Annotated in this window: 27 protein-coding genes; all 27 read left to right on the forward strand. The window is 35.3% G+C overall.

Annotated features, from left to right (window positions below; all coding sequences use genetic code 11):
- Positions 1–31: 31 nt before the first annotated feature.
- Positions 32–283: a DUF1797 family protein gene (locus tag BUB96_RS01450; protein WP_073295188.1), complete on the forward strand. Its 252-nt coding sequence runs from the start codon at positions 32–34 to the stop codon at positions 281–283.
- 69 nt (positions 284–352) lie between these two features.
- Positions 353–895 carry a YqeG family HAD IIIA-type phosphatase gene (locus BUB96_RS01455; protein ID WP_073295193.1) on the forward strand — a complete coding sequence of 181 codons (543 nt, stop codon included), beginning with the start codon at positions 353–355 and terminating at the stop codon, positions 893–895.
- Positions 876–2,009, forward strand: a complete 1,134-nt coding sequence (yqeH, locus tag BUB96_RS01460; RefSeq protein ID WP_073295196.1) for a ribosome biogenesis GTPase YqeH — start codon at positions 876–878, stop codon at positions 2,007–2,009. The genes BUB96_RS01455 and yqeH overlap by 20 nt, the downstream gene beginning before the upstream one ends.
- 69 nt (positions 2,010–2,078) lie before the next feature.
- Positions 2,079–2,402, forward strand: coding sequence for a ribosome assembly RNA-binding protein YhbY (yhbY, locus tag BUB96_RS01465; protein WP_073295436.1), 324 nt, complete (start codon positions 2,079–2,081; stop codon positions 2,400–2,402).
- Positions 2,403–2,450: 48 nt separating this feature from the next.
- Positions 2,451–3,095 carry a nicotinate-nucleotide adenylyltransferase gene (locus BUB96_RS01470; protein ID WP_234945769.1) on the forward strand — a complete coding sequence of 215 codons (645 nt, stop codon included), beginning with the start codon at positions 2,451–2,453 and terminating at the stop codon, positions 3,093–3,095.
- A complete protein-coding gene (gene yqeK / locus BUB96_RS01475) occupies positions 3,085–3,696 on the forward strand; it encodes a bis(5'-nucleosyl)-tetraphosphatase (symmetrical) YqeK (protein WP_073295204.1) in 612 nt (203 codons plus the stop codon). The genes BUB96_RS01470 and yqeK overlap by 11 nt, the downstream gene beginning before the upstream one ends.
- Before the next feature lie 31 nt (positions 3,697–3,727).
- Positions 3,728–4,090 (forward strand): ribosome silencing factor, encoded by a 363-nt coding sequence (gene rsfS / locus BUB96_RS01480; RefSeq protein ID WP_073295439.1) that lies wholly within the window; start codon positions 3,728–3,730, stop codon positions 4,088–4,090.
- Entirely contained in the window at positions 4,090–4,815 is a 726-nt protein-coding gene (locus BUB96_RS01485; RefSeq protein ID WP_073295206.1) for a class I SAM-dependent DNA methyltransferase, read from the forward strand. The genes rsfS and BUB96_RS01485 overlap by 1 nt, the downstream gene beginning before the upstream one ends.
- A gap of 21 nt (positions 4,816–4,836) precedes the next feature.
- On the forward strand, positions 4,837–6,021 hold the full coding sequence (locus BUB96_RS01490; RefSeq protein ID WP_073295210.1) for a nucleotidyltransferase: 1,185 nt from the start codon (positions 4,837–4,839) through the stop codon (positions 6,019–6,021).
- Positions 6,022–6,104: 83 nt separating this feature from the next.
- Complete coding sequence (locus BUB96_RS01495) at positions 6,105–6,683, forward strand: DUF177 domain-containing protein (protein WP_073295214.1); 579 nt, start codon at positions 6,105–6,107, stop codon at positions 6,681–6,683.
- Between the two features lie 50 nt (positions 6,684–6,733).
- Positions 6,734–6,907 carry a 50S ribosomal protein L32 gene (gene rpmF / locus BUB96_RS01500; RefSeq protein WP_073295217.1) on the forward strand — a complete coding sequence of 58 codons (174 nt, stop codon included), beginning with the start codon at positions 6,734–6,736 and terminating at the stop codon, positions 6,905–6,907.
- A gap of 105 nt (positions 6,908–7,012) precedes the next feature.
- A complete protein-coding gene (locus tag BUB96_RS01505; protein ID WP_073295219.1) occupies positions 7,013–7,387 on the forward strand; it encodes a DUF3397 family protein in 375 nt (124 codons plus the stop codon).
- A gap of 574 nt (positions 7,388–7,961) precedes the next feature.
- Complete coding sequence (gene mraZ, locus BUB96_RS01510) at positions 7,962–8,393, forward strand: division/cell wall cluster transcriptional repressor MraZ (protein ID WP_073295222.1); 432 nt, start codon at positions 7,962–7,964, stop codon at positions 8,391–8,393.
- 45 nt (positions 8,394–8,438) lie between these two features.
- Positions 8,439–9,398, forward strand: coding sequence for a 16S rRNA (cytosine(1402)-N(4))-methyltransferase RsmH (rsmH, locus tag BUB96_RS01515; protein WP_073295224.1), 960 nt, complete (start codon positions 8,439–8,441; stop codon positions 9,396–9,398).
- 76 nt (positions 9,399–9,474) lie between these two features.
- Positions 9,475–9,906: a cell division protein FtsL gene (gene ftsL / locus BUB96_RS01520; protein ID WP_073295229.1), complete on the forward strand. Its 432-nt coding sequence runs from the start codon at positions 9,475–9,477 to the stop codon at positions 9,904–9,906.
- 8 nt (positions 9,907–9,914) lie between these two features.
- Positions 9,915–12,122 carry a penicillin-binding protein gene (locus BUB96_RS01525; protein ID WP_073295231.1) on the forward strand — a complete coding sequence of 736 codons (2,208 nt, stop codon included), beginning with the start codon at positions 9,915–9,917 and terminating at the stop codon, positions 12,120–12,122.
- Positions 12,123–12,293: 171 nt separating this feature from the next.
- On the forward strand, positions 12,294–13,262 hold the full coding sequence (gene mraY / locus BUB96_RS01530; protein ID WP_073295234.1) for a phospho-N-acetylmuramoyl-pentapeptide-transferase: 969 nt from the start codon (positions 12,294–12,296) through the stop codon (positions 13,260–13,262).
- A gap of 86 nt (positions 13,263–13,348) precedes the next feature.
- Positions 13,349–14,734 (forward strand): UDP-N-acetylmuramoyl-L-alanine--D-glutamate ligase, encoded by a 1,386-nt coding sequence (gene murD, locus BUB96_RS01535; RefSeq protein WP_073295236.1) that lies wholly within the window; start codon positions 13,349–13,351, stop codon positions 14,732–14,734.
- Between the two features lie 17 nt (positions 14,735–14,751).
- The gene (murG, locus tag BUB96_RS01540; protein ID WP_073295239.1) at positions 14,752–15,882 is read left to right on the forward strand and encodes an undecaprenyldiphospho-muramoylpentapeptide beta-N-acetylglucosaminyltransferase; all 1,131 of its coding nucleotides are present in this window, start codon (positions 14,752–14,754) and stop codon (positions 15,880–15,882) included.
- A 63-nt stretch (positions 15,883–15,945) separates the two neighbouring features.
- Positions 15,946–16,779: a cell division protein FtsQ/DivIB gene (locus BUB96_RS01545; RefSeq protein WP_084136643.1), complete on the forward strand. Its 834-nt coding sequence runs from the start codon at positions 15,946–15,948 to the stop codon at positions 16,777–16,779.
- Positions 16,780–17,104: 325 nt separating this feature from the next.
- On the forward strand, positions 17,105–18,430 hold the full coding sequence (ftsA, locus tag BUB96_RS01550; protein WP_084136646.1) for a cell division protein FtsA: 1,326 nt from the start codon (positions 17,105–17,107) through the stop codon (positions 18,428–18,430).
- A gap of 156 nt (positions 18,431–18,586) precedes the next feature.
- On the forward strand, positions 18,587–19,882 hold the full coding sequence (gene ftsZ, locus BUB96_RS01555; protein ID WP_073295246.1) for a cell division protein FtsZ: 1,296 nt from the start codon (positions 18,587–18,589) through the stop codon (positions 19,880–19,882).
- A 23-nt stretch (positions 19,883–19,905) separates the two neighbouring features.
- The gene (locus BUB96_RS01560; protein ID WP_073295250.1) at positions 19,906–20,388 is read left to right on the forward strand and encodes a cell division protein SepF; all 483 of its coding nucleotides are present in this window, start codon (positions 19,906–19,908) and stop codon (positions 20,386–20,388) included.
- Between the two features lie 24 nt (positions 20,389–20,412).
- Complete coding sequence (locus BUB96_RS01565) at positions 20,413–20,700, forward strand: YggT family protein (RefSeq protein WP_073295253.1); 288 nt, start codon at positions 20,413–20,415, stop codon at positions 20,698–20,700.
- 14 nt (positions 20,701–20,714) lie between these two features.
- Positions 20,715–21,500 (forward strand): YlmH family RNA-binding protein, encoded by a 786-nt coding sequence (locus BUB96_RS01570; RefSeq protein WP_073295256.1) that lies wholly within the window; start codon positions 20,715–20,717, stop codon positions 21,498–21,500.
- Between the two features lie 45 nt (positions 21,501–21,545).
- The gene (locus BUB96_RS01575; RefSeq protein ID WP_073295259.1) at positions 21,546–22,382 is read left to right on the forward strand and encodes a DivIVA domain-containing protein; all 837 of its coding nucleotides are present in this window, start codon (positions 21,546–21,548) and stop codon (positions 22,380–22,382) included.
- A gap of 322 nt (positions 22,383–22,704) precedes the next feature.
- Positions 22,705–25,491 carry an isoleucine--tRNA ligase gene (gene ileS, locus BUB96_RS01580; RefSeq protein WP_073295262.1) on the forward strand — a complete coding sequence of 929 codons (2,787 nt, stop codon included), beginning with the start codon at positions 22,705–22,707 and terminating at the stop codon, positions 25,489–25,491.
- The last annotated feature ends 99 nt before the right edge of the window (positions 25,492–25,590 follow it).

A 25,590-nucleotide genomic window follows, 5' to 3' on the forward strand; every position in this document is an offset into this window, starting at 1 on the left:
ATCAGAAGAATCAATTAGAAAGGTGAGAAAGATGAAACCATCAAGTTTAAGACCTATTATATTAAGATTAGAAGCAATGATTGAAGATACAACAGATGATGTTCAAGTTCGTCGCTTTGAAACCGATGGACAATTACGAGCCACTGTTGAATACTTCAAAGACCGTGACCTATTTATTATAAAAGATCCATCCATAGAAGAAGAAATGGAGTTTGACAATATCGACTTTGTAGCAATGGAGATCTTAGAACTTATTCAACCGGTCTTGCCTGAAGAAAATTAAGGCGAAATAGAGAGTACAAATTTGTACTCTCTGTTTTTCATAAGAAATTTACTAGTAAAGGAATAAAGAATGTTAAACTATTTTAAACCAACATGGATGGTAGAATCGATTTATTCAATAACGCCAGAGCAATTGCGTAAAAATAATATCCAAGCCGTATTAACAGATTTAGATAATACGTTAATTGCTTGGAACCATCCAGAAGCAACAGAAGAATCGATTCTTTGGATAGAAAGAATGAAAGAAGCCGGTATACCGGTAATTATTCTTTCAAATAACAAAGGAGACCGCATTCAAAAAGTTGCTGAAATATTAGATTTAGATTATGTTCCGAGAAGTCTAAAACCTTCACGTCGAGCATTTCGTAAAGCAGAAAAAAAATTAGGTATCCCAGCTGAGAATTTAGTTATGGTTGGTGACCAAATCTTAACGGATATTTTAGGATCAAACCGTCATGGGGTACGATCTATATTAGTAAAGCCAATCTTAAATTCCGACGCTTGGAATACAAAATTAAATCGTTTTATTGAACTAAAAGTAATGAATGCATTAATAAAATCAGATCCAGATATGAAATGGGGGGAATCATTAGATGAACCAGTCAGCAAATGATAAAGAATTTTATTGTATAGGTTGTGGAGCAAAGTTACAATCTGTCGAAGAAAACAAAGCAGGTTATGTGCCATCTTCCGTATTCAAACGTCCATCTTCTGAATTACAAAATATTTATTGCCGACGCTGTTTCCGTTTGCGTCATTATAACGAAGTGTCCGACGTCGAATTAACAGATGATGACTTTTTACGTATGTTAAATGATATTAGCTCTAAAGATGCCTTAATTGTGAATGTGGTCGATATCTTTGATTTTAGTGGAACATTGATCACAGGAATGCAGCGATTTGCAGGAAAAAATCCTCTCTTAATTGTAGGAAACAAAATAGATTTAGTTCCAAATGCAGTCAGTCACGGGAAAATTCGTCAATGGTTAACCGAGCGCATGCACGAAGTAGGTATTCGTCCAAAAGATGTTGTCCTTGCAAGTGCAAAACGCTCAGAAAGTGTTAAGCAACTAATGAACGTCATTGAACGCGAGCGAAATGGGCGCGATGTCTATATTGTAGGAGCGACAAACGTTGGGAAATCAACGCTCATCAATCAAATTATTAATATCGCTACTGAATCAAATGATGTCATTACAACCTCATATTTCCCAGGAACCACGCTAGGAAGTATTGAAATTCCATTAGACGACGGAAGCAATATCATTGATACACCAGGGATTATTCAGCATACAAATCTAACACATTTCCTATCAGGTCGAGAACTCAAGCAAGTAATCCCAAGACGAGAAGTCAAACCAAAAGTCTATCAATTAAATGACCAACAAACGATTTTTGTAGATGGGGTAGCTCGTTTTGATTACATCAGCGGAGAAGGAAAACAACCATTTGTTTTTTATGTGAGTAACGATTTACAGTTGCATCGGACTAAATTAGAAAATGCCGATGAATTTTACGAAAAACAAGTCGGAAAAATCTTAAATCCACCCACTGAATTCACAGCACAAAACTTTCCAAAATTAAAACGACATCAATTTACAATCAATGAACCAACGGATATAGTCGTTTCAGGCCTAGGTTGGGTATCTATTGACCACATAAAGACCAAAATTGCCATGTGGGCCCCTGAAGGCGTCGATGTCTACGTGCGAAAAACAATGATTTAAATCCCTCTTCGAAAATACGACGAAGAGAGCAGTAAGATAAAAATGAAGAAACAAAAGAATGGAGATAATATGTTAAAATTAACAGGAAAACAAAAGCGTTTCTTACGTGCGGAAGCGCATGATATGTCCCCAGTTTTTCAGATTGGGAAAAATGATCTAACAGAAGAAATTGTCAATGAATATGTTGATGCCTTATCGAAACGTGAATTAATGAAAGTACAAGTATTACAAAATTCAAGCATGACGGCTAAAGAAGCAGCTGCCTTTATTGAAGAGCATTCAGAGATTACAGTCGTTCAAGTGATTGGAAAAGTATTGGTCTTGTATTTACCAGCTGAAGAAGAGAAATACCAAAGATATTCCACGAACCTACAAAAGGCTGCTGAAAATTAGAATAAAGGCATTTGCGAAGCGAAAATGAACAGAAAGGAACGAAGAAGTTTGAGTAAACAATCGTCAGTGATCACAGAACCGGAAATTTTAATCGAAGAAATTAGAACGAGTAAGCGTGAAAAGGTGGGGATTCTTGGGGGAACCTATAACCCTCCTCATATGGGACATTTAGTTATGGCGGATCAAGTCAAGGATCAGTTGGATCTGGATAAGATCTTATTTATGCCGACCGCTCAACCTCCACATTCTTCGGTTAAGAAGAAGACGATTTCTTCAGATATACGGGTAAAGATGCTAGAATTGGCGATTCAAGACCATTCGGCTTTTGATGTTGAGTTATATGAAGTGGAAGCTGGAGGGAAAAATTATACGTATAATACGATGAAGGCTCTGATTGAATTATATCCTGCTGTTGATTTTTATTTTATTATTGGTGGCGACATGATTAGCGATTTGCCGACTTGGTATAAAATTGATGAGTTGGTGCAGCTGGTTCAATTTGTTGGCGTAAAGCGGCCAGGTTTTGAAAAGGAATCTGAATATCCGATTATTATGGTAGATACGCCAACTTTAGATATCAGTTCTTCCTTTATTCGTCACAAAGTAGCAATAGGTGGCTCGATAAACTATTTAGTACCAAGGGTAGTGCAAGAATTTATTGAAAAAGAAGGGTTATATAAAGATGATAAATAGTGAACCAGTTGTATATTCTGGAAAGTACACTTCTTATACTCGAAACCAACTCATCGAACTAGTCAAAAATACGATGAGTGAAAAACGGTTTGAACATGTTCTTCGTGTAGAACAAACAGCAATACAGTTGGCTAGAGAGTATGCTGCAGATGTGGAAAAAGCTAGTATTGCGGCACTTTTGCATGATGTGGCCAAGGAACAACCTGAAGCTGAAATGCGTGATATTGTCATAAGTGAGAATTTAAATCTGGATCTTTTACAGTTTGGGAGTCAGATTTGGCATGCGCCAGTTGGTTCTATTCTGGCAGAAAGAGAATATGGCATTACAGATGATGAAATCCTAGAAGCTATTAAATATCATACCATTGCAGCTCCAGAAATGAGTTTAATTGCTCAGATTATTTTTGTGGCTGATTATATTGAGCCTGGTCGAACGCATCAAGCTGCAGAAGAAGCTAGAAAATTAGCAAGTTACTCTTTACGAGATGCAGTTCGTTTTGAAATTACACAAACGATTAAATATTTAGTTGAAAATGAGGAACGAATTTATCCAAATGCTATAAATGCCTATAATGCATGGATTGAAAGAAAAAACAGATAATGTAAAAAATGATACTGGAGGAAAAATATTAATGGGAAACACACCCGAAGAATTATTAGAGCTTGTGGTTCGCACAGCGGATGACCGCCAAGCAAAAGATATTATTGCGATTGATATGAGAGAAATTTCGATTTTAACTGATTATAATGTTATCGCCCATGCTTCGAATAAACGTTTAATTAATGCGATTGCAGATAGTATTGTCGAAGCAGCTACAAAAGCAGGTATTGAAGTAAAAAGTATTGAAGGAAAACAATCGAGAGATTGGATATTGATTGATTTAGGAGACGTTATTTTCCACGTGTTTGATGAAGAAGAACGTAGTCGTTATCGATTAGAAAGTTTATGGACAGAAGCTCCAACCGTAGATATTACAGATTGGATGAATGAGTAGTGGCTTATGGAATTTTTGCCAAAGTTTATGACCAGCTAATGGATGATACTTTATTTATTAAATGGCTAGACTATACTGAAAGATTTGTATCGGACCCAAAAGCCAGTATTTTAGAATTAGGTTGCGGGAACGGTCAATTAGGTATTTTACTAAAGCAAAAAGGGTATGACATTACGGGCTTAGATTTATCTGCAGAAATGTTGTCATTAGCGAAGCAAAAGCAAGAAGAGGCTGGAGTTAACTTTCCTTTATTTCAAGTGGATATGAGAGATTTGTCAAATTTTGGTAGATATGAGGCGATCATTAGTTTTTGTGATACGCTTTGCTATTTGCAGGCGTTTGATGATTTAATAAGTGTCTTTGAACAAGCTCATGCACATTTGGTAGAGGGTGGAGTCTTTTTGTTCGATGTTTTTACAACAGAACATGTAGCTTCACTGGATGGCTACTCTTATCATGATGAATTACCTGGTTTAGTCTTTACTTGGGATAGTTTTTCTGGAGAAGAGTCTCATTCAATAGAACATGACTTGTCTTTTTTTGTTGAGCAAGAAAATGGTCAATATAAACGATTTGAAGAGTTGCATAAGGAGCGCACTTATCCACTGGAGCAGTATCTAGAAGAGTTGAAAAAAGCTGGATTTACAAAAGTGGAAGTTTTTGCAGATTTTGATAAGGAAATCACTGGAGAGAATATTCGTTGGTTTTTTAAAGCACAGAACTAAAAGAATAAGGTGAGAAGATCAATGAAAGCTTGTGGGATAGTCACTGAATATAATCCATTTCATAATGGACATGCCTATCAAATTGAGCAAATACGAAATAAATTACCCGTTGATGTCGTAATCGCTGTGATGAGTGGGAATTTTCTTCAGCGTGGTGAGCCAGCTATTGTTGATAAATGGACACGCACGAAAATGGCTCTAGCTGCCGGAGTTGACTTGGTTGTAGAGCTACCTGTTTCATTTAGTACACAACCGGCTGATTTTTTTGCTAAAGGGGCTATCCAGATTTTAGGAGATTTAAAGATTGATTTTTTGAGTTTTGGTGTGGAAGAGGGATCAGGTGTAGATTTTTTAAAAGCTGCCATTTGGATGATTGAGAATGAATCATTAATTTCTCGTGAAATGATAAAGCGTGAGACAATGAATGTTCCTTACGCGAAACAAATGGAAGAACTTTTAAATCAGTTAGCTCCTAGTTTTCCGATTGCACTCAATTCACCGAATAATCAACTAGGATTTGCTTATGCAAAAGAGATTGTACGACAAGGTCTAGCGGAGAAAATTGAACTTTTTCCTATCCAAAGGAAGGCTGTTGGATATAATGATCCTGTGCTTGATGAAAAAACAAATATTGCGAGTGCGACAGCTATTCGTAAGGCACTGCTTGATGATAGAGAGATTGAAGCTTATATTCCTAGTTCCTCTTACTCCTATTTACTTGAAGAAGTAGATCAGATGGTGACATGGGACGATTATTTTCCATATTTAAAATATCAGTTGCTTATACAATCTGAAGCATCTTTACGTAACGTTTATCAAATGACTGAAGGGCTTGAATATCGCCTAAAGCAATGTATAAAAGAGGCCTTTTCTATGGAGGAATTTTTGGAGTGTGTAAAAACAAAACGTTATACACGCACAAGGTTGCAAAGATTGCTGACTTATATTTTACTGCAATTGTCGCAAGAAGAGGTTGAAAAAAACTTGAACGAAATACCAGTTATTCGTTTGCTTGGATTCAATAAAAAAGGTCAGTGTTATTTAAATGAAAAAAAGAATCAATTCCAGTCTCCGTTAATTTCAAATATAAATCAGAAGACAAAAAATCTAGTAAAGTTAGATACTTTAGCCGGCGAAATTTATACTTTGGGAAATAAAAGACTAAAAAAGCAGGATTTTACACGTCATCCTATAAAATTTGATTGACAGAAACACACTGTACTAGTATAATTACTGATGTTGTCTATTCCTATGGAACGCAATCATAGGTCAAGATTGAGGTGACAAATATGAAATTAAAATGGTCTTTAGCAGAGCTTCATAAACAACCAGCTGGCATTTTAACGTTAGATGAAAAAGTGGATATGACTGAGTCTTTAAAAAAGCGGGACACTGAATTGATGGATGTAAGTTTGATTGAAATTCAAGGTACAATCAGCATTGAGGCATATAGTCGCTACTTTGTTTATTTGACTTTAAACGTTGCATTAACTTTGCCTTCATCAAGATCTTTAAAACCTGTTAAATTAGACTTGACTATTCCATTTTCTGAAGTGTATTTAGCACCAGAAGCAGGTCAGGCTGCAGTTGAGAATTTAGAAGATGAGGTCGTTTTTTCTCTTGAACAAGATATCCTTGACCTAAAAAAGCCGATTGAAGACACAATCCTAGCCGCTATTCCGATGAAAGTTCTTTCGGAAGATGAAAAGACTTCTAACGATTTTCCAACCGGAAATGATTGGGAAGTTAAGCTAGAAGGTGAAACTGATTCATCAAATAAAAAGGATGAAGCAGACACATCTGAAAATTCACCTTTCGCCATTTTGAAAGATCTAGATTTAGATTTTTCTGAGGATGAAAATGAGTAATCAGAATACTAAAATATTATGAATTGAAATCTTAAGGAGGTGTTTGGAACATGGCAGTACCAAAAAGAAGAACATCAAAATCAAAAAAATTAAAACGTCGTACACATCAAAAATTAACTTTACCTAACTTAAGCGAGTGTCCAAACTGTGGTGAAATGAGAAAAAATCATCATGTTTGTCCATCTTGTGGATACTACAACGGAAAAGAAGTTGTTAGTGAATAATTATTTTTATCAAAATTAGATTAGAACGTCTTTTGAAGCTATTCAAAAGACGTTTTTTTTGATATGATAATATAGAAACTATAAACGGATGAGAGGTGGAAAATAGTGAGTGAGACGATAGATACTGTTTTATACATATTTTTTTATACATTTCCTTTTCTCATGCTATTTTTTGGGCGTAAATTTAGACTGAATTTAGATGTTTTTCCGATTCCGATAAAAACGGTGGATTTGATTACCCCTTATTTACTACTATCAGCTACCATTCAAACTCTTTTAGCTAGGGCAGAGCCATTGCATCTCTATTTTTATATTTTTCTTAGCTTTTTTGGAATTGTCTATGCCTCTTACTTAGCATTTGGTAAACGCATGTTGCTTGTTGGAAACTTCTTTCGTACATGGTGGCGTTATGCCTTTATCTTTTCTTTGAGCTATCATGTCATTATAGGCGGTTATGGTATTTTTATTAATTTCTTTTAATTAAATAAGTGGTGATATCAGATTCAGGGGTGAAAATTTATTTTCGTCCCTGAAATATTAAAAACTAGAAGATAAAATCCATAGTTTATTTGTTGAATTTGATGATCTATTTGAATGAGAGTGCACACCATAGAAAACTTTGGTAAAGACTAAAGGATTCTGTGGTATTTTTGTGTTTTCCAATATTCATAAAATGAGGATTGTTATTTAATAAGAGTATGACAAAAATCTTTATCCACAGGTGGATAAAAAATTGAACAAAAAAACATTTAAATAATTCGAAATAAAAAATAAATTTCTCCTCCTTTCCCCTTATGAAAATTAAAGGGAGTAAAGTGGGGGATTTTTTTATTTGGGAAAATGCCCCACGGAATGCTCTTCAAACTATTTTCAAAAAAGGGTTGAAAACCTTCTAAATTACGCATTAACCGAACACCTGTTACCCTAATGTATTACGAATATTACAATTGTGAAGAAAATTTAATTATATTCGATTTGAAGTGGAGGGAAGTGGGGGAATGTGGTAGAATAAATTTATGTTGGACTTACCTTAACCATAAAAGGAGGCAATAAAATGTTACTCGGTGAATTTAAACATTCTATCGACTCAAAAGGTCGCATTATCGTCCCTGCAAAATTTCGGGGAGATTTAGGCGAGCGTTTTATTGTCACAAGAGGCTTGGATGGTTGTTTATCTGGCTATCCAGCGGAAGAGTGGGAAAAAGTAGAAGAAAAATTACGCCAACTACCTATGGCAAAACGTGACGCACGTAAATTTACACGTTTCTTTTATTCAGCAGCAACAGAATGCACGCTTGATAAGCAAGGAAGAATTAATCTTCCGCAGACACTCATTGATTTTGCAAAACTAGAAAAAGCTTGTTATTTTGTTGGTGTTTCCGATCGTTTCGAAATCTGGAGTGAAGAGAATTGGAACGACTTTACTGAAGAAGCTGAAGGAACGTTTGAAGATATTGCAGAAGATATGATTGATTTTGGTTTCTAAAATCAATCTTAAAATATAAAAACATACAAAGAATGGAGGCACAATGTGGAATTTCAACATGAGACGGTACTATTAAAAGAAGCAGTAGAAGGACTAAATATTAAATCGAACGGAATATATGTTGATTGTACACTTGGTGGTGCTGGGCATTCGTTACGAATTTTAGAAGAATTGGACAAAGAAGGTCACTTATATGCATTTGACCAAGATGATTTTGCGATTGAACAGGCTAAAATCACTTTAAAACATGGGATTGAAGCAGGACAAGTGACGTTAACTAAAGATAATTTTCGAAATCTGACAGAAAATCTAGCAAATTTAGGGATAAAAAAAGTCGATGGTGTTTTATATGATTTAGGGGTTTCTTCTCCACAGCTTGATCAAGGAGAACGTGGATTTAGTTATAACTATGATGCCAGTTTAGATATGCGCATGAACCAAAATCAAAAGCTTACAGCCTATGATATCGTAAATAATTGGGAATATAATGAATTGGTTCGTATATTCTTTCAATATGGTGAAGAGAAATTTTCAAAACAAATTGCACGAAGAATTGAACAGCACAGAGAAATAAAACCAATTGAGACAACGTTCGAGCTTGTGGATATTATTAAGGAAGCTATTCCAGCACCCGCTCGTCGTACAGGTGGACATCCTGCTAAACGAACGTTTCAAGCAATTCGAATTGCAGTTAATGATGAGTTAAATGCAGTTAGTGAATCTATTGAACAAGCGATTCAACTAATTAATATTGATGGTCGAGTTAGTGTAATCACCTTCCATTCACTAGAAGATCGAATTGTTAAACAACTTTTCAAAGAATATTCAACAGTTGAAGAACCACCTAAAAATTTGCCTATATTACCTAGTGAAATCCAAAAAGCACCATTACGATTAGTAAACAGAAAAGTTATCCTACCTTCAAATGAAGAGGTAGAACATAATAAACGTTCGCGAAGTGCCAAGTTACGCATTGCAGAAAAACAGCATGAATTAGATAAATAATAATAAAATAAGGTCATAAGACTGGATACATAACTGATTATTTAGACGTCTTTGAATCTAAGGGGGATTTAACGTCATGGAGGATAATTTAGCACGTGATTTAGAATTAGATATTGAACTAGAAGCAGATTCCGTTACACACGAACAACAAATCACTCAGCCTTTGGTTCAACCGAGAGAAGAACCAACACCTTCTGTGGAACCTATACCACAGGTAAAACCAGCAGCAAAGGGACTTACAAAGTTAGAAATCGGTCTAGTTTCTTTGTTTACAAGTATTGTTTTTGCTTTAATTTTATTCAATGTGTATTCCGATTTACAACTTACGACGGTAAGTCGTGATGTCCAAGACGTGAATGCACAAATTGAACAAACTGAAGTAGAGATTGAAAACTTAAAACAACATACTCAAGAATTAACCCGTTATGATCGTATTAATGAAATAGCAGAAAAATACGGACTAGAGTTACATGAAGAAAATATTCGAAATCTTGTGCCAAAAGAGTAGGTGTAAGAATGAATTCAGATAAAAACAGACATAATTTCTCTGCATTATTGCTTGTGTTTACCATTTTTTCCTTTGGTTTAATGTTTTTACGTTTTTCTCAAATTATGGTACGAGGTGAAATCAATGGAGAAGATTTAGATGGAAAAGTGGAACGATTATACACTAGAAATCAAACACTGCAAGCGAATCGAGGAACGATTTTTGATCGCTTTGGTAATCCTATAGCGATTGATGCGACGTCTTATAAAATGGTTGCCGTGTTAACCGATAAATGGTCTACAGAAAAAAATCCTCAACATATAACAGATGCTGAAGCGGTAGCAAAGATTATTTCTCAAAATATTAATTTGTCTGAAGAAAAAGTCCTTGAGTATTTAACACGAGATGTCGATCAGATAGAATTTGGTTCGGCAGGGAACAATTTGTCTTACCAAACAGTTAGTAGTATTAAAGAGGAATTAGAAGAAAAAAATCTATCTGGCGTCATTTTCGAAGAGAAACAAAAGAGATTATATCCGAATGGAACATTTGCTTCTCATACAGTGGGGTTAGCCCAGTATACTGGAAATGATAAAGATGAGAAGACAGAGGATAAACAGCTTGAAGGAGTTATGGGACTTGAAGCTTCTTTCAATGACTTGCTGACGGGGAAAAATGGGAAAATAACATATAAAAAAGATAGTTTAGGTTATTTAATTCCAAGTTTGGAGCATGAAGAAATTGATCCGATTAATGGAAATAATTTATACCTGACCTTGGATTATAAATTACAAACACATTTAGAGACGATTTTGGATCGGGTACAACAGGAAAATACCCCAAAGCGAATGACCGCCACAGTAATTGATGCTAAAAATGGGGAAATTTTAGCAAGTGCACAGCGACCATCTTTTAATGCGACTACTTTGGAAAATATTGATGCTTCCTGGCAAAACTTGTTGACCGAATATACATATGAACCAGGTTCAACAATGAAGATTCTAACCTTAGCAGCAGCTATAGAAGAAGGGGTATTTGACCCGAATCAATACTATGAGTCGGGAGCGATTAAAGTTCATGGTGGAACTGTTCGAGATTATAATCGTACAGGTTGGGGATGGATATCCTCACTTGAAGGTGTTGCTCGCTCGAGTAATGTGCTCTTTGTACGCTTAGTAGATGCAATGGGTCATGATGTATGGAAAGAGTATTTGGATGCTTTCGGTTTTGGTGAAAAAACGGGAATTAATTTACCCAATGAACAAACTGGTACCAATCCTTATGCATGGCCTCTGCAAAAAGTAAATACAGGTTTTGGACAAGGGATTTCTGTAACTCCTGTTCAAATGCTAAAAGCATTTAGTGCCATTGCAAATGGCGAGAATATTGTACAGCCTAGATTAATTGCTAAGACAGAAGATAATACAACTGAAGAAGAAACACTTTATGAGCCGAAGAAATTAGAAAGCCCCATTTCTAAAGAAACTGCGCAATTAACCTTAGATTATTTATCAAAAGCGATGGATATCGAAAATGCGGTAGCTAAAGGTTATAAAAAAGAAGGGTATTCTATTGCAGCTAAAACTGGAACCGCCCAGCTAGTCGATTCAGAAACAGGTGCTTATTCATCTTCAAAGTATATTTACTCAGTAGCAGCACTATTTCCGACCGAAGATCCTAAATACATTGTTTATATTACTGTGCAAGAACCAACATATACTGAAGATGCTTCCTATGGGAGTGAAGTGGTCCAAAAAATATATCATCCTTTAATTGATCGTATCATTGATTTTAAAGAAGATATAGAAAGTGATGGATCCAGTGAAAATGATCTTCAATATGTCACAACACCATCCTATTTAGATTTAACGAGTAGTGAAGCCATTAAAGATTTGAAAAAATCAAATCAGCAATATTCGTTGATCGGTACTGGAGAAGAAATTGTCCAACAGATTCCATATCCAGATACCCCTTTGTTTGACGATCAGCAAATTATACTCATGACAAATGGTGCTGCTACCATTCCTGATTTAACGAATTGGTCAAGGAATGATGTATTAAAAGTATCTGAGTTAACAGGTGTAGATATTACATTTGAAGGCGAAGGATATGTCGTTGAACAAAGCTTAGAAGAAGGATCATACATGGAACCGGGAATGGAAATTACGGTTAAGCTCTCATCAGAATCAAACGGAGAAGGTGAAGCGAGCTCTCCTGAAGCCAATGAGAATGAGTGAGGACTCCTATAAAAAATAAAAAAAGTGGAAGATAGACGATACATTCGGCTTCCACTTTTTTTATTAAAATTCTAAAAGGTATTGAGCCTGACAAAGGGAGTCTATATAATAAGAACGTCTTTTTATTCAGGGTAACTAAACCCTGAAATAGTGAATATGAGGAAGAATAGGATGGAACATATGAAAATGATTTTTTGGCCCTTAATAATAAGCTTTTTGATGACTGTAATTTTGATGCCTTTTATTATTCGGTATTTTAGAGCAAAACAATTAGGACAAGTCACTTTGGACGAAGGACCTAGCTGGCATGAAAACAAAAGTGGGACACCGACAATGGGTGGAGTAGTAATCATCTTAGCTGTCGTCCTTGCTGTTTTTTTTCTAACCCTCGTTAATGTTGATCGCAGTTTAAATGCATGGTTACTTACGGCGGTCTTTTTATTATATGGGTTAATTGGCTTTGTAGATGATTTTATTAAATTATTTATGAAACGTAATTTAGGACTGACAAGTCGGCAAAAATTCTTGGCTCAAATCGTTATTGGCTTAGTTTTTTATGTTGTACTGTTAATGAATGGCTTTGACAATCAATTAAACGTTCCTTTTATAGGAAATATTCCCTTAGGATATCTTTATGGATTATTTGCAATCTTTTGGTTAGTCGGTTTTTCAAATGCGACTAACTTAACGGATGGAATTGATGGCCTAATGGCTTCGACAGGAACCATTGCGTATGCTGGTTATGCTTATATTGCCTATACTCAAGAAGAATGGGGCGTGTTGATTTTTGCATTAAGTACTGTCGGAGGATTACTTGGCTTTTTAATCTTTAATCATAAACCCGCAAAAATCTTCATGGGGGATGTAGGTTCCCTTGCTTTAGGTGCAGGATTAGCGGCCATGTCAATTTTGTTAAATGTTGAATGGACATTACTTTTAATTGGCTTAATCTTTGTTATTGAAACAGCGAGTGTGATCTTACAAGTCTTTTGGTTCAAAAAAACAGGGAAACGGATTTTCAAAATGAGTCCGATTCATCATCATTTCGAAATGGAGGGTTGGTCTGAGTGGAAAATAGTAGGCGTTTTTGCAGGAATCGGTTTTTTAATGACCACTCTAGCCTTAATCCTTTTACCCTAAATCCACCTCTTCGAAATGACAAAGAATCTAAAAAAATAAGGAAATCATTTTGTGATACGAGGAATAAATAAAAGGAGGAGTTCTTTGTGACCAAAGAAAATCGTTATCAAGGAAAAAATGTTTTAGTTTTAGGTCTTGCAAAAAGTGGTTATCAATCTGCAAAATTATTACATACCCTAGGAGCAGAAGTCACCGTAAATGATGCGAAAGAGTTGGAAAATGATAATGAAGCACAGGAACTTCAAACTTTAGGGATTAAAGTAATTTCAGGAGGACATCCAGCAAATTTAATGGAAGATTCTTTTGATTTGGTTGTAAAAAATCCGGGGATTCCTTACGATAATCCAGTAATTCAGAAGGCTTTAAAACAAAAACTCCCCGTCATTACTGAGGTAGAAGTTGCTGCTTCTGTTATGGAGGCTTCTATTATTGGGGTTACAGGGACTAATGGGAAAACAACAACGACCTCTATTATCCATGAAATGCTCAACCAAAAAAGAGTTTCTGGATCTGTTTATGCTATTGGGAACATTGGAGTTCCGGCAAGTCAATTAGCATTAAGTTTGAAATCAGATGATGATGCAGTGATAGAATTGTCAAGTTTTCAATTGATGGGGACGCCAACACTTAAACCAAATATCGCAGTGCTTACTAATTTATATTCTGCTCATTTAGATTACCACGGATCACAAGAAGCTTATGAAGAGGCAAAGATGAATATTATGCGTAATCAAACGTCTGAAGATGTTACGATTTATAATAAGGATCAACCCCACCTTGAAAGACTGGTAAAGGAAAATTCTAACGCTCAATTGCTTCCCTTCTCGAGAAAAGAATATTTAGAAAATGGAACTTCTGTAAAAGAGGGGAACATTTATTTTAAAGGCGAAGTAGTCGCAAAAGTTTCGGATATTTTTATTCAAGGTTTTCATAATTTAGAAAATATGTTAGCTGCAATCAGCGTGGCAAAGTTAAAGGGAGTCTCTAATGAAATCATCCAAGAGGTAATGCGACAATTTCATGGGGTAAAGCACCGCACTCAGTTTATTGGGGAATATAAAGGACGTATTTTTTACAATGATTCCAAAGCAACAAATATTGAAGCAACAGAAAATGCATTGGCAGGCTTTGACCAACCTGTGATCTTACTTGCTGGAGGTTTAGATCGAGGGAACTCCTTTGATTCTTTACTTCCTGATCTAAAAGAACATGTAAAAGCTCTAATTACTTTTGGAGAGACAGCAGATTTAATGGTAGAGGTTGCAAAAAAAGCGGGGATTACTCAAATAAAAAAAGTTGAGGATGTTACTGAGGCAGTCCCAGCAGCTTATGCTATGAGCGCTGTGGATGATATCATTTTGCTCTCGCCAGCAGCAGCTAGTTGGGATCAATATGATAATTTTGAAATACGTGGGGATATTTTTATTGAAGCCGTTCATAATTTAATAAATCTAGATGAAAAAGATCTTTAAGGAGAGGGATTTTATAAATGAGAGTACTTTTAACAGGTGGAGGAACTGGAGGCCATATTTATCCAGCTTTAGCAGTCGCCCGAAGATTACAAGAAATGGATTCGGAAGTTGAGCTTCTTTATGTAGGAACAAAAAGAGGACTTGAAAGTACGATTGTGCCCAGAGAAAAAATTCCCTTTAAAACAATAGAAGTTGAAGGGTTTATGCGAAGCCTCAATTTTGAAGGAATAAAATATAACTTGCGTAGTGTCCATTTGTTTTTAAAAAGCATTAGCGAAGCTAAAAAAATTATCCGAACCTTTCAACCAGATGTTGTTTTAGGAACAGGCGGCTATGTTAGTGCTCCGATTTGTTATGCTGCTTCAAAAGAAGGTATCGCAACGGTTGTACATGAACAGAATAGTTTTTTAGGATTAACGAATAAATTTTTACTTCGTTATATTGATCGTTTGGCGATTAGTTTTGATGATATTTATGAACAAATGAAAAAGTATCAAGAAAAAGTAGTTTTCACAGGAAATCCTCGCGCACAGGAAGTGAATTCTGCGAACTTGCCGATGATTGACCATGTTTTGGGATTAGATGTAACCAAACCAATCGCACTTATTTTTGGCGGAAGCCGTGGAGCTCCTAAAATTAATCAAGCGGTTGTAGAAGCTTATCCTATTCTGCGAACACGAGGTTATCAGATTATTTTTGTTCCAGGTGAAGAACATTATAAAAAAATTGTGAAACAACTCAATGATGTTTCACCTTTAGCTCGTAATCCTCATTTTGTCGTCAGACCTTATATTGATCATATGATTGATATTTTACGGAATGTTTCTGTTATCGTGAGTCGAAGTGGCGCGACGACTATTGCAGAAATTACAGTCTTAGGAATCCCAAGTGTGTTGATTCCTTCTCCGTATGTAACGGATGATCACCAAACAAAAAATGCTCAAAGTTTAGTAAATAATGAGGCAGCTATCTTATTAAAAGAAGATCAATTATCTGGAAAATCTCTTTTAAGCAAGTTAGATGAATTGATGAATAGTGTAAATAAAAGATCTTTTATGAGCGAACGTGCTCGAGAGCTTGGACAACCACGAGCCACAGATCAGCTGATTCAAGTCATGCTTGATGAAGTGAAGAACAAAAAGAAATAAAACAGACAAGGTGGCTTAAGGTTTTGTAAAAAATGAATTCAATCATGAAAGGAGAAATAATCTATGGCATATAATAATACTGATTTATCTCAAGAAAAAGATGTCCAAGCAAATGAACATCCAAAAGAGAGTTCTATGGCTTTTTATAAAGTCATGCAAAGATATATTCCAATTGTCATAATTAATCTCCTAATCATTATTATTATGAGCTATCTTATAAGTCCTTTGAGTAAAGTAGCTACAATAGTAGTTAAAGGAAACGAAGCGGTTTATGATCAACAGATTATTGAAGAAAGCGGTATTCGTAGTAAAGACTCTGTCCTAGAGCTTATGCGTAAAAAAGATACAACAGCTGAAAATATTGTTCAAAATCTTCCGCAAGTTTCTGAATCTTCTGTAGATATTTCTGGCTTTAACGAAGTGATTATTCAGGTAAAAGAATATAATACAGTCGCCTATATTGCAAAAGAACAATCATATTTACGTGTTTTAGAAAATGGAACAGTTCTTGATGAAGAATATAATGTATCTATTGGAAACCAACCCGTTCTTACAAAATTTGAAGAAGGAGCAGCACTGGATCGAATGATCGAGGAATTAAGTAAAGTCGACATGCCGATATTGAATTTAATTTCTGAAATTGAATTAGTGACCGATCGAGAAAACTCCTTATTCATTCGCGTGTATATGAATAATGGCAATCGAGTTCTTTCTTTAATCCCTACTTTTTCCGAAAAGATTCCTTATTACCCCCAAATGGTAAAGGCTGTAAATGGAAAAAAAGGAGTTTTTGATATGGAAGCCGGAGTCTACTTTACTCCTTTTGTTGATGAAGAGACAGAAGAATCTGGATTAAATGAAGACGAAAGAGAAGCACTTGAAGAATTTAATGAATAAGAGAGGGCAGTTTAAGCTGCCTTTTTCTATATAAGAAAATTTTAATCTTTTTATACTTCGTTTTTAGGATAATATTTATCAAATAAATCTAAACAATATAGAGAATAGTAAAAATGTTAGAAAACAAAAGTCTTTGAAATAAAATCGTAATGATGAAATATAAGCTGAACCTCTACTTTGAATGGATTTTATGGTAATATTAACAGTATGTTAGGAAAGTTTATTTCAGTTAAAAATGAAGTGTTAAAATTTTATTAAATATAGACTTTCAATTATAGTATGATGAAAACTTAAAAATAAAAAAATGGGAGGTTTCAATCATAAAATGAAAAGCGGAATTTATGCAAGTTTAGATATTGGAACCACTTCAATTAAAGTAATCGCAGCCGAAGTTTTAAATGGCCAAATCAATGTTATTGGAGTAGGAAATGAACGATCGAATGGATTGAGCCGAGGAATGATTGTGGATATTGATCAAACAGCGGTATCGATTCAACAAGCAGTGAGGCAAGCAGAAGATAAAGCAGACATTAAAATTAATGAACTAATCGTAGGAATACCAGCCAACAATTTACACATTAATTCTTGTTATGGCAGTATTTCTATTAATCAAAATCACCAAGAAATAACAGATGAAGATGTTCAAAGTGTGGTTGAAAAGGCAATAGAGGGTAGTTTAAATCAAGAACGTGAAGTACTTAATCTAACGCTAGAAGAATTCGTAGTAGATGGTTTTGATGAAATTAAAGACCCACGCGGTATGATTGGAAATCGAATTGAGTTTAGAGGCACAATGACTTCTATCCCTCGTTCTATTTTACATAATATCCGAAAAGCTGTTCAAAAAGCTGGTTTTGGAATCAAAAATATTATATTACAACCTCATGCCATGGCCCAAGTTTCTTTAAGTGAAGATGAGAGAAATTTTGGGGCGCTTTTAGTGGATATGGGAGGCGGACAAACAAGCGTTGCCGTCCTTCACGAAAACCAGGTTAAACATGCCCAAGTGATTCCTGAAGGTGGAGAGTACGTAACAAAAGATATTTCAATCGTTTTAAATACTTCAATTAAAAATGCAGAAAAGCTAAAGAGAGATGTGGGACATGCTTTTTATGAAGAAGCTAACCCTGAGCGTTCAGTTTCAGTTGAAGTTGTTGGACAAAACGATTTAGTGACGTTTAAAGAAGCTTATATTGCAGAAGTTATTGAAGCACGGTTAGAACAAATTTTCGAACAACTAAAATTTTCTGTTGATCATGTAGGTGCTGGGAAATTACCGGCAGGGATGGTTATTAGTGGAGGTGCCGCATCATTACCTGGAATTGAACATTTAGCAGAAGATGTCTTTAATGTTCCGGTAAGAATTTATGTTCCAGATTTTATGAGTGTTCGTTATCCAGCCTTTACAAATGCAATAGGTTTAGTAGTTGCTGAAACAAACCTAAGTGATATTGAGCGCTTGATTAATCAAACAGTTTTAGGGAAAACATTAAATCTACAAGCGAAAAATTCTGTTCGTCCTGTGGTCCGAGAAAATCAGGAACAAGATGAACAAACAGAAGAAATTACCCAACCCAGTTCTCAACCAAATGAGGAAAAAGAACCATTCGGTGACAAAGTAAAAAACTTTTTTTCTGGATTTTTTGAATAAACTTAAAAAGAAAGTCATTTGTTGAGAAAGCTTTTAGGAAAGACTGTTAAAACAGAGCCAATTAATGCTAAAATGGTAGATGTAAATTCAATTGAAAATATAAAATATAATATTTAAAATGAAAATGTTACTGATTGTGGTACAGGAGGAAAATAAATGGATTTAGATTTCGAAATGACGCCTCCAACTGGCGCGGTGATTAAAGTCATTGGTGTTGGTGGAGCTGGTGGAAATGCTGTAAACCGAATGATTGAAGAGGGTGTTGGCGGGGTTGAGTTTATTGTTGCTAACACGGATGTACAAGCCTTAAATTTAATGAATGCTGAAACTAAAATTCAACTGGGTCCCAAACTTACACGTGGACTAGGTGCAGGTTCAATGCCTGAGATTGGGAAAAAATCAGCTGAAGAAAGTGAAGAATCTATTGCAGAAGCACTACAAGGTGCAGATATGGTCTTTATTACAGCTGGAATGGGTGGAGGAACAGGTACAGGTGCAGCCGGTATTGTTTCTAAAGTAGCAAAAGAACAAGGGGCATTGACTATTGGAGTCATTACCCGTCCATTTAGCTTTGAAGGTCCGAAAAAAGCTCGCTATGCCGAAGAGGGTATCGAGTTAATGAAAGAACATGTAGATACATTAGTGACCATCTCAAATAACCGTCTATTGGAAATTGTAGATAAGAAAACACCTATTCTTGAAGCCTTCCGCGAAGCAGACAATGTCTTGCGTCAAGGTGTACAAGGTATTTCTGATATGATTACGAACCCAGGTTTTGTAAACTTAGACTTTGCAGACGTTAAAACAGTTATGGAAAATCAAGGTTCTGCACTAATGGGAATTGGATCAGCCGGTGGAGAAAACCGTACCGCAGAAGCTACTCAAAAAGCAATTTCTTCTCCATTATTAGAAGTTTCTATTGAAGGTGCAGATAATGTACTCTTAAATATTGCAGGTGGTGCTGACTTAACATTATTTGAAGCACAAGATGCTGCAGATATTATATCAGCTGCTTCTACAAGTGATGTAAATATTATTTTTGGAACGTCAATTAATGAAAACTTAAATGATGAAGTGGTCGTCACCGTAATCGCTACAGGAATTAAAGAAAAAGATTTACCAGGAGGACCTGGACGTTCTTCACAAAGTAGTCAGAGTACACAAAGAAATCGTCCATCAAATGTAGAGGATCGAGACCGTAGACAAAATACATCAAACGAAGAACCTGCCTCAAATGATCATCAAAGTAATAGTGATCCATTTGGAAACTGGGATATTCGAAGAGAGAACAATTTACGTGACCGACACAATGCAGATTTAGACGAGCATAAAGAGAGCAATCAAGATCGCGGAAGCAATATTTTTAACCGTGAAAACGAAGATGAAGTAGCAAAAGAAAACGATGAACTAGATACTCCGCCATTCTTTAGACGTCGACGCAGAGACGACTAATAGACCTAAAAGGAGAAATGATCATGAATAATTTTAAAGATAAGTTCAATAGTTTCTTCTTTCTTGATGATGAAGGGGAACTAGATCGTGTAGAAGAAATAGAGGAAAAACAAATAGAACCTACTTACGAAGACAATAATCGAACAGAAAAAAATGAAACGCTAAAAACAAATCAATGGACACGAAAAAAATCGGGAAGGGAGAATGTGGTAGCCATTAATCAAAAACAAGCACTGCAAAAGCCACAGATCACAATTATTGAACCAAGACTATATTCTGAAGTTCAAGAAATTTCCGATCATTTATTATCCAATCAATCGATTATTGTTAATTTTCGTAGAATGGACCATGAACAAGCAACAAAAGTCATTGATTTCTTAATGGGTGTAACCTATGCGATTAAAGGAGATATCCAAAGATTGGATGATGAAATATTTATTTGTACTCCTCAAAGTGTAACGGTCAACGGTTCTGACTTATCTGAATTTAGTGAATCACTATTGTAATTATTGAGGAGAAGAATTAAAAATATGGTAAATATACTCATTCAACTAAGAGGTTTAGCTATTCGATTGATTGATGCTTATCAATTAATCCTTGTCGTTTATTTTTTAATGTCTTGGTTACCTGGGGCTTATCAATCAAAATTAGGAGAAATTTTATATCGAATTTGTGAACCTTACGTTGGCTTTTTTAGAAAATTCGTACCTCCAATTGGTTTTATAAGTCTTGCGGGAATAGTAGCACTTGTTGCTCTTTCCTTAATTCAAAATGGTGTGATTGTGTTCTTTAATTTTCTAATTCGCTTATTTATTTAGGGGAGTAAAAAAACATGATGAATATCTATCAACACTTTCGTGAAGATGAACAGTCTTTTATTGATCAAGTCATTGACTGGATTTTACAAGTCGAAAATCAATATGCCCCGTATTTAACGAATTTTTTGAATCCAAGACAACTATTTATTGTTGAATCTATTATTGGGCAATACGATACGATTTATCACCAATCATTCGGTGGGTATGAAGGGGCGGAACAACAACGAATTTTAATTTATCCGCCCTATTATGAACCAACTTCGAATGATTTTGAAATTACTCTGTTTGAAATTAACTACCCTACAAAATTTGCTGAATTATCTCATGGGCAAATCATGGGAACTGTATTAGGGATAGGAATTTCTAGAGGGAATTTAGGAGATATTCTAACGGATGGAGAACGCTGGCAATTTTTCGCTGATGAAGGAATGAAAGATTTTATCTTAATGAATGTGAACCATGTAGGGCGTGTAAATGTTCATTTAGAAGAAAATTCTATCGAAAACCTTGTTCAAAAAATGGATAAGTGGGAGTCAGAAGAAATTGTCGTTTCTTCATTACGTATAGATGTTATTTTAGCACGGGCATTAAATGTGTCTCGTAATCGAGCAAAAACGTTAATAAAAGATCAAAAAGTTAAACTAAATTGGGTAGAAGTTGAAAGACCAGATATTGACGTGGAAGAATACGATATTCTTTCAATACGTGGATTTGGTCGAGTAAAGATTGGAACACAACAAGGGATCACTCGTAAAGATAATCTTGTATTAAAAATAGAGGTTATTGATCGAAACACATAAAGAGTTTAAAAGTAGAATTATTATTTATTGGAAGAGGGGATTTATATGCCATTAACACCGTTAGAGATACATAACAAGGAATTTGATACGCGTATGCGTGGTTACGATCAAGATGAGGTTAATGAATTTCTTGATCAGGTCATTCGTGATTACGAATTATTAATTCGTCAAAATAAAGAAGTTAATGATGAGCTTGAAATTTTGAATAAAAAATTGTCGAATTACGAAGAAATGCAAGAATCCTTAAATAAATCAATTCTTGTAGCTCAGGATGCAGCGGATCGTCTAAAAGAAAATACAGAGCGTGAAATCGAAGTTATTAAGCTAGAAGCTGAAAAATATGCAGAGAATATCCGCGCAGAAGCCGACGAGTATGCGACAGAAACCAATAAAAAAGCGGATGAATATGCTGATTCAATACATAAAGAAGCAGACGATAATGCGGATGCTTTATTACAAGAAGCCGTATTAAAAGCACGAAAAATTGAAGATGAAACGGAAGCTTTAAGAAAACAAAGTCGTGTCTTCAGACAAAGATTACAACTTCTTATCGAAACGCAACTTGAACTTTTGACTAAAGAAGATTGGGATAATCTTTTAGTTGGAAAACCAATTGAATATCCTGATACTGAGATGATTACAGAAGTTGAAAAAGAACTAGAAGAAAAAATAGATATCGATGAAGAAGAAACATCTGAGCAAATAGAAGATTTGGATGAGTCATTTTCAACTGAAGAAGCAACAGAAGTTGACACAGAAGACAATTTAGTCGATACAGTTGCAAATGAAGAAGATGACGTATATAATAATGAAAGTTCAGAAGACGATTATGAAGAAGGCTCTATGCCCGCAGTAGAATTACCAGATTCTGCACAAGAATAATTAGATTTTAAATATTAATAACATATAACGTTGGAACGCAATATATTAAGAGTATTGGAGACAGTAATGTCGAACAGAGAGTCAACGGTTGGTGTGAGTTGATCAATCCTTAATATATTATCATCCATTGAAAAGATTAGTGAAACTTAGTAGCTAGTCGTGTAACTCTGCATTAAAGAGACTTTGAGTGAAACAAAGTGTTTATTTTGTTTCAAAAAGGTGGTACCACGAGATTTCGTCCTTTTCGGATGAGATCTTTTTTATTTTTATAAGGTATAAATGAGCGTTTAGTAAAAAGGAATTAAAATAGGAGTTGAAAATTTTGGAAATCAAAGATACGTTAAATCTATTGAAAACAGATTTTCCCATGCGTGCGGGTCTTGCTAATAAAGAACCAAAACGACAAAAAGAATGGGAAGAAGAAGGTCTTTATGAAAAAAGAAGACAACTGAATGAAGGAAAACCAAAATATATTTTGCATGATGGCCCACCATTTGCAAATGGACCGATTCATATTGGACACGCATTAAATAAAGTATCAAAAGATTTCATTGTTCGTCACCGTTCAATGAATGGCTATGATGCTCCTTACGTGCCGGGATGGGATACCCATGGTTTACCTATTGAGCAAGCTCTAACCAATAAAGGCGTGGATCGTAAATCCATGTCTATTGCAGAATTCCGACGTTTATGTGAAGAATTTGCTCTAGAACAAATTGAATTACAAAAAACTGGTTTCAAACGTTTGGGAGTTACTGGTGAGTGGGATCATCCTTATATTACTTTACAACCAAATTATGAAGCCGCTCAAATTCGTGTTTTTGGAAAAATGGCGGAAAAAGATTACATTTATCGAGGAAAAAAACCTGTATATTGGTCTCCGTCTAGTGAATCTACTTTAGCAGAAGCTGAAATTGAATATCATGATGTACGTGGCCCTAGTATTTTTGTTGCATTTCCTGTAAAAGATGGAAAGGGCGTTGTTTCAGAAGATGCTAAATTTGTTATCTGGACAACAACTCCTTGGACACTCCCTTCAAATATGGCCATTGCAGTTCATAAATCTGGTATTTATAATGAAGTTCTTGTGGGAGACGAAAAGTATATTGTAGCGGCTGAGTTATTAGATAAAGTTTCTGAAGCATTAGGTTGGGAAGATGTTAAGGTCTTAAAAGAATTTAATGGAAAAGATTTAGAATATGCAACGGCACATCATCCGTTTTATGACCGAGAATCCTTACTAATATTAGGGGACCATGTAACTTTTGAAGAAGGTACAGGTTTAGTTCATACGGCTCCTGGTCATGGGGATGATGACTTTATTGTCGGTCAAAAATATAAATTAGATATTTTGTCTCCAGTCGACGACCAAGGTCACTTTACAGATGAGGCTCCTGGGTTAGAAGGTGTTTTCTATGATGATGCTAATAAAATAATTACAGGCTGGCTAGAAGATAAAGGTCTACTACTAGATATGTCATTTATTACACATAGTTACCCACATGATTGGCGTACTAAAAAACCGGTAATATTCCGAGCAACGCCTCAATGGTTTGCATCCATTAGTGATTTCCGTCAAAATATTTTAGATGAAATTGAAAAAGTCGATTGGTTGCTCCCATGGGGTGAAGAAAGAATTCACAATATGATCCGTGATCGCGGGGACTGGGTCATTTCTCGACAACGCGATTGGGGAGTGCCGTTACCAATTTTCTATGCGGAAAATGGGGAATCTATTATTACACCTGAAACGATTGAGCATGTTGCGGAATTATTTGAAGAACATGGATCAAATGTTTGGTTTGAGCGAGAAGCCAAAGATTTATTACCAGAAAACTTTACACATCCTGGAAGTCCAAATGGTGAATTTACAAAAGAAACAGATATCATGGATGTTTGGTTTGACTCTGGTTCTTCTCATGAAGCCGTATTACGTCATTATGATGGCTTAGAATTTCCGGCAGACTTATACTTGGAAGGGTCTGATCAATATCGTGGATGGTTTAACTCGAGTTTAACAACGAGTGTGGCGGTGAATGGGGTAGCTCCATACAAAGCAGTTCTTTCCCAAGGATTTGTTTTAGATGGTGATGGTCGAAAGATGAGTAAATCTCTCGGGAATACGATTGATCCAAATAAAGTAATGGACCAATTAGGTGCAGATATTGTGCGTCTTTGGGTATTAAGTGCAGATTCTCAGTCAGATGTACGTGTAAGCATGGAGATTATTCAACAAGTTTCAGAGGTTTATCGTAAGATCCGAAATACTTTACGGTTTATGGTTCAAAATACTGAAGACTTCAATAAAGAAGAAAATGGAATAGCTTATGATGAGTTACGTACAATTGATCAGTATCTATTGAATCGACTAGATGAAACGGTTGAAAAGATTTCAAATGCGTATGAGAATTATAAATTTAATGAAATTTTCAAAGAAATTAACCATTTCTGTACGGTTGATTTATCAAACTTCTATATGAATGTCGCCAAAGATATCTTATATATTGATGCACCGGATGCTTATGACCGACGTGCTATTCAAACCGTCTTTTATGAAGCACTAGTGAAATTAACAAAAGTCCTTACACCAATTATTCCACATACTGCTGAAGAATTATGGGCCTTTTTGGATGAAGAAGAAGATTATGCTCAATTAAGCGAAATGCCAGGAATTGAGCATTATGAAAATCGTGAAGAGGTTCTAGATAAATGGACTCAGTTTATGGACCTGCGAGATAATATTTTAAAGGCGAATGAAGTTGCTCGTGAAAATAAAGTGATTGGTAAAGATTTCGAAGCAAAACTAACCCTTTATGTAACGGATGGGGTAAAAGAGTTATTGGATTCTTTAAACGCAGATTTACGACAAATTTTAGTAGCTTCTGAACTGAATATCTTGCCTTTAGCGGATAAACCAGAAAAAGATGATTCACTTCTTGAATTTGATACGATGGCAATTAAAGTGGAACACATGCCTGGTGGAGTTTGCGATCGTTGTCGTATTACGACGGAAGAGTTAATTGAAGTAGAAGGTAAAGGAGTTCTTTGCCACCGTTGTCACGGAATCGTTAAAGAACATTATCCAGAACTATTAGAAGAAGCTGAATAAGAAAAAATATAGTAAATTGAATAAAAGATATTGTAAAAAGTCTTATCTAGAAATAGGTAGGACTTTTTTCATCTATAAAATTAATTTAAAAAGATGAAA

Origin of the sequence: Atopostipes suicloacalis DSM 15692, from assembly GCF_900129085.1 — a bacterium.
GTDB lineage: Bacteria > Bacillota > Bacilli > Lactobacillales > Carnobacteriaceae_A > Atopostipes > Atopostipes suicloacalis.

Excerpts from the sequence above, each read along its gene's own strand:
- BUB96_RS01450 (WP_073295188.1), top strand. The coding sequence starts at position 32 with ATGAAACCATCAAGTTTAAGACCTATTATATTAAGATTAGAAGCAATG.
- BUB96_RS01455 (WP_073295193.1), top strand. The coding sequence starts at position 353 with ATGTTAAACTATTTTAAACCAACATGGATGGTAGAATCGATTTATTCA.
- yqeH (WP_073295196.1), top strand. The coding sequence starts at position 876 with ATGAACCAGTCAGCAAATGATAAAGAATTTTATTGTATAGGTTGTGGA.
- yhbY (WP_073295436.1), top strand. The coding sequence starts at position 2,079 with ATGTTAAAATTAACAGGAAAACAAAAGCGTTTCTTACGTGCGGAAGCG.
- yqeK (WP_073295204.1), top strand. The coding sequence starts at position 3,085 with ATGATAAATAGTGAACCAGTTGTATATTCTGGAAAGTACACTTCTTAT.
- rsfS (WP_073295439.1), top strand. The coding sequence starts at position 3,728 with ATGGGAAACACACCCGAAGAATTATTAGAGCTTGTGGTTCGCACAGCG.
- BUB96_RS01490 (WP_073295210.1), top strand. The coding sequence starts at position 4,837 with ATGAAAGCTTGTGGGATAGTCACTGAATATAATCCATTTCATAATGGA.
- BUB96_RS01495 (WP_073295214.1), top strand. The coding sequence starts at position 6,105 with ATGAAATTAAAATGGTCTTTAGCAGAGCTTCATAAACAACCAGCTGGC.
- rpmF (WP_073295217.1), top strand. The coding sequence starts at position 6,734 with ATGGCAGTACCAAAAAGAAGAACATCAAAATCAAAAAAATTAAAACGT.
- mraZ (WP_073295222.1), top strand. The coding sequence starts at position 7,962 with ATGTTACTCGGTGAATTTAAACATTCTATCGACTCAAAAGGTCGCATT.
- ftsL (WP_073295229.1), top strand. The coding sequence starts at position 9,475 with ATGGAGGATAATTTAGCACGTGATTTAGAATTAGATATTGAACTAGAA.
- BUB96_RS01525 (WP_073295231.1), top strand. The coding sequence starts at position 9,915 with ATGAATTCAGATAAAAACAGACATAATTTCTCTGCATTATTGCTTGTG.
- mraY (WP_073295234.1), top strand. The coding sequence starts at position 12,294 with ATGGAACATATGAAAATGATTTTTTGGCCCTTAATAATAAGCTTTTTG.
- murG (WP_073295239.1), top strand. The coding sequence starts at position 14,752 with ATGAGAGTACTTTTAACAGGTGGAGGAACTGGAGGCCATATTTATCCA.
- BUB96_RS01545 (WP_084136643.1), top strand. The coding sequence starts at position 15,946 with ATGGCATATAATAATACTGATTTATCTCAAGAAAAAGATGTCCAAGCA.
- ftsA (WP_084136646.1), top strand. The coding sequence starts at position 17,105 with ATGAAAAGCGGAATTTATGCAAGTTTAGATATTGGAACCACTTCAATT.
- ftsZ (WP_073295246.1), top strand. The coding sequence starts at position 18,587 with ATGGATTTAGATTTCGAAATGACGCCTCCAACTGGCGCGGTGATTAAA.
- BUB96_RS01560 (WP_073295250.1), top strand. The coding sequence starts at position 19,906 with ATGAATAATTTTAAAGATAAGTTCAATAGTTTCTTCTTTCTTGATGAT.
- BUB96_RS01565 (WP_073295253.1), top strand. The coding sequence starts at position 20,413 with ATGGTAAATATACTCATTCAACTAAGAGGTTTAGCTATTCGATTGATT.
- BUB96_RS01570 (WP_073295256.1), top strand. The coding sequence starts at position 20,715 with ATGATGAATATCTATCAACACTTTCGTGAAGATGAACAGTCTTTTATT.
- BUB96_RS01575 (WP_073295259.1), top strand. The coding sequence starts at position 21,546 with ATGCCATTAACACCGTTAGAGATACATAACAAGGAATTTGATACGCGT.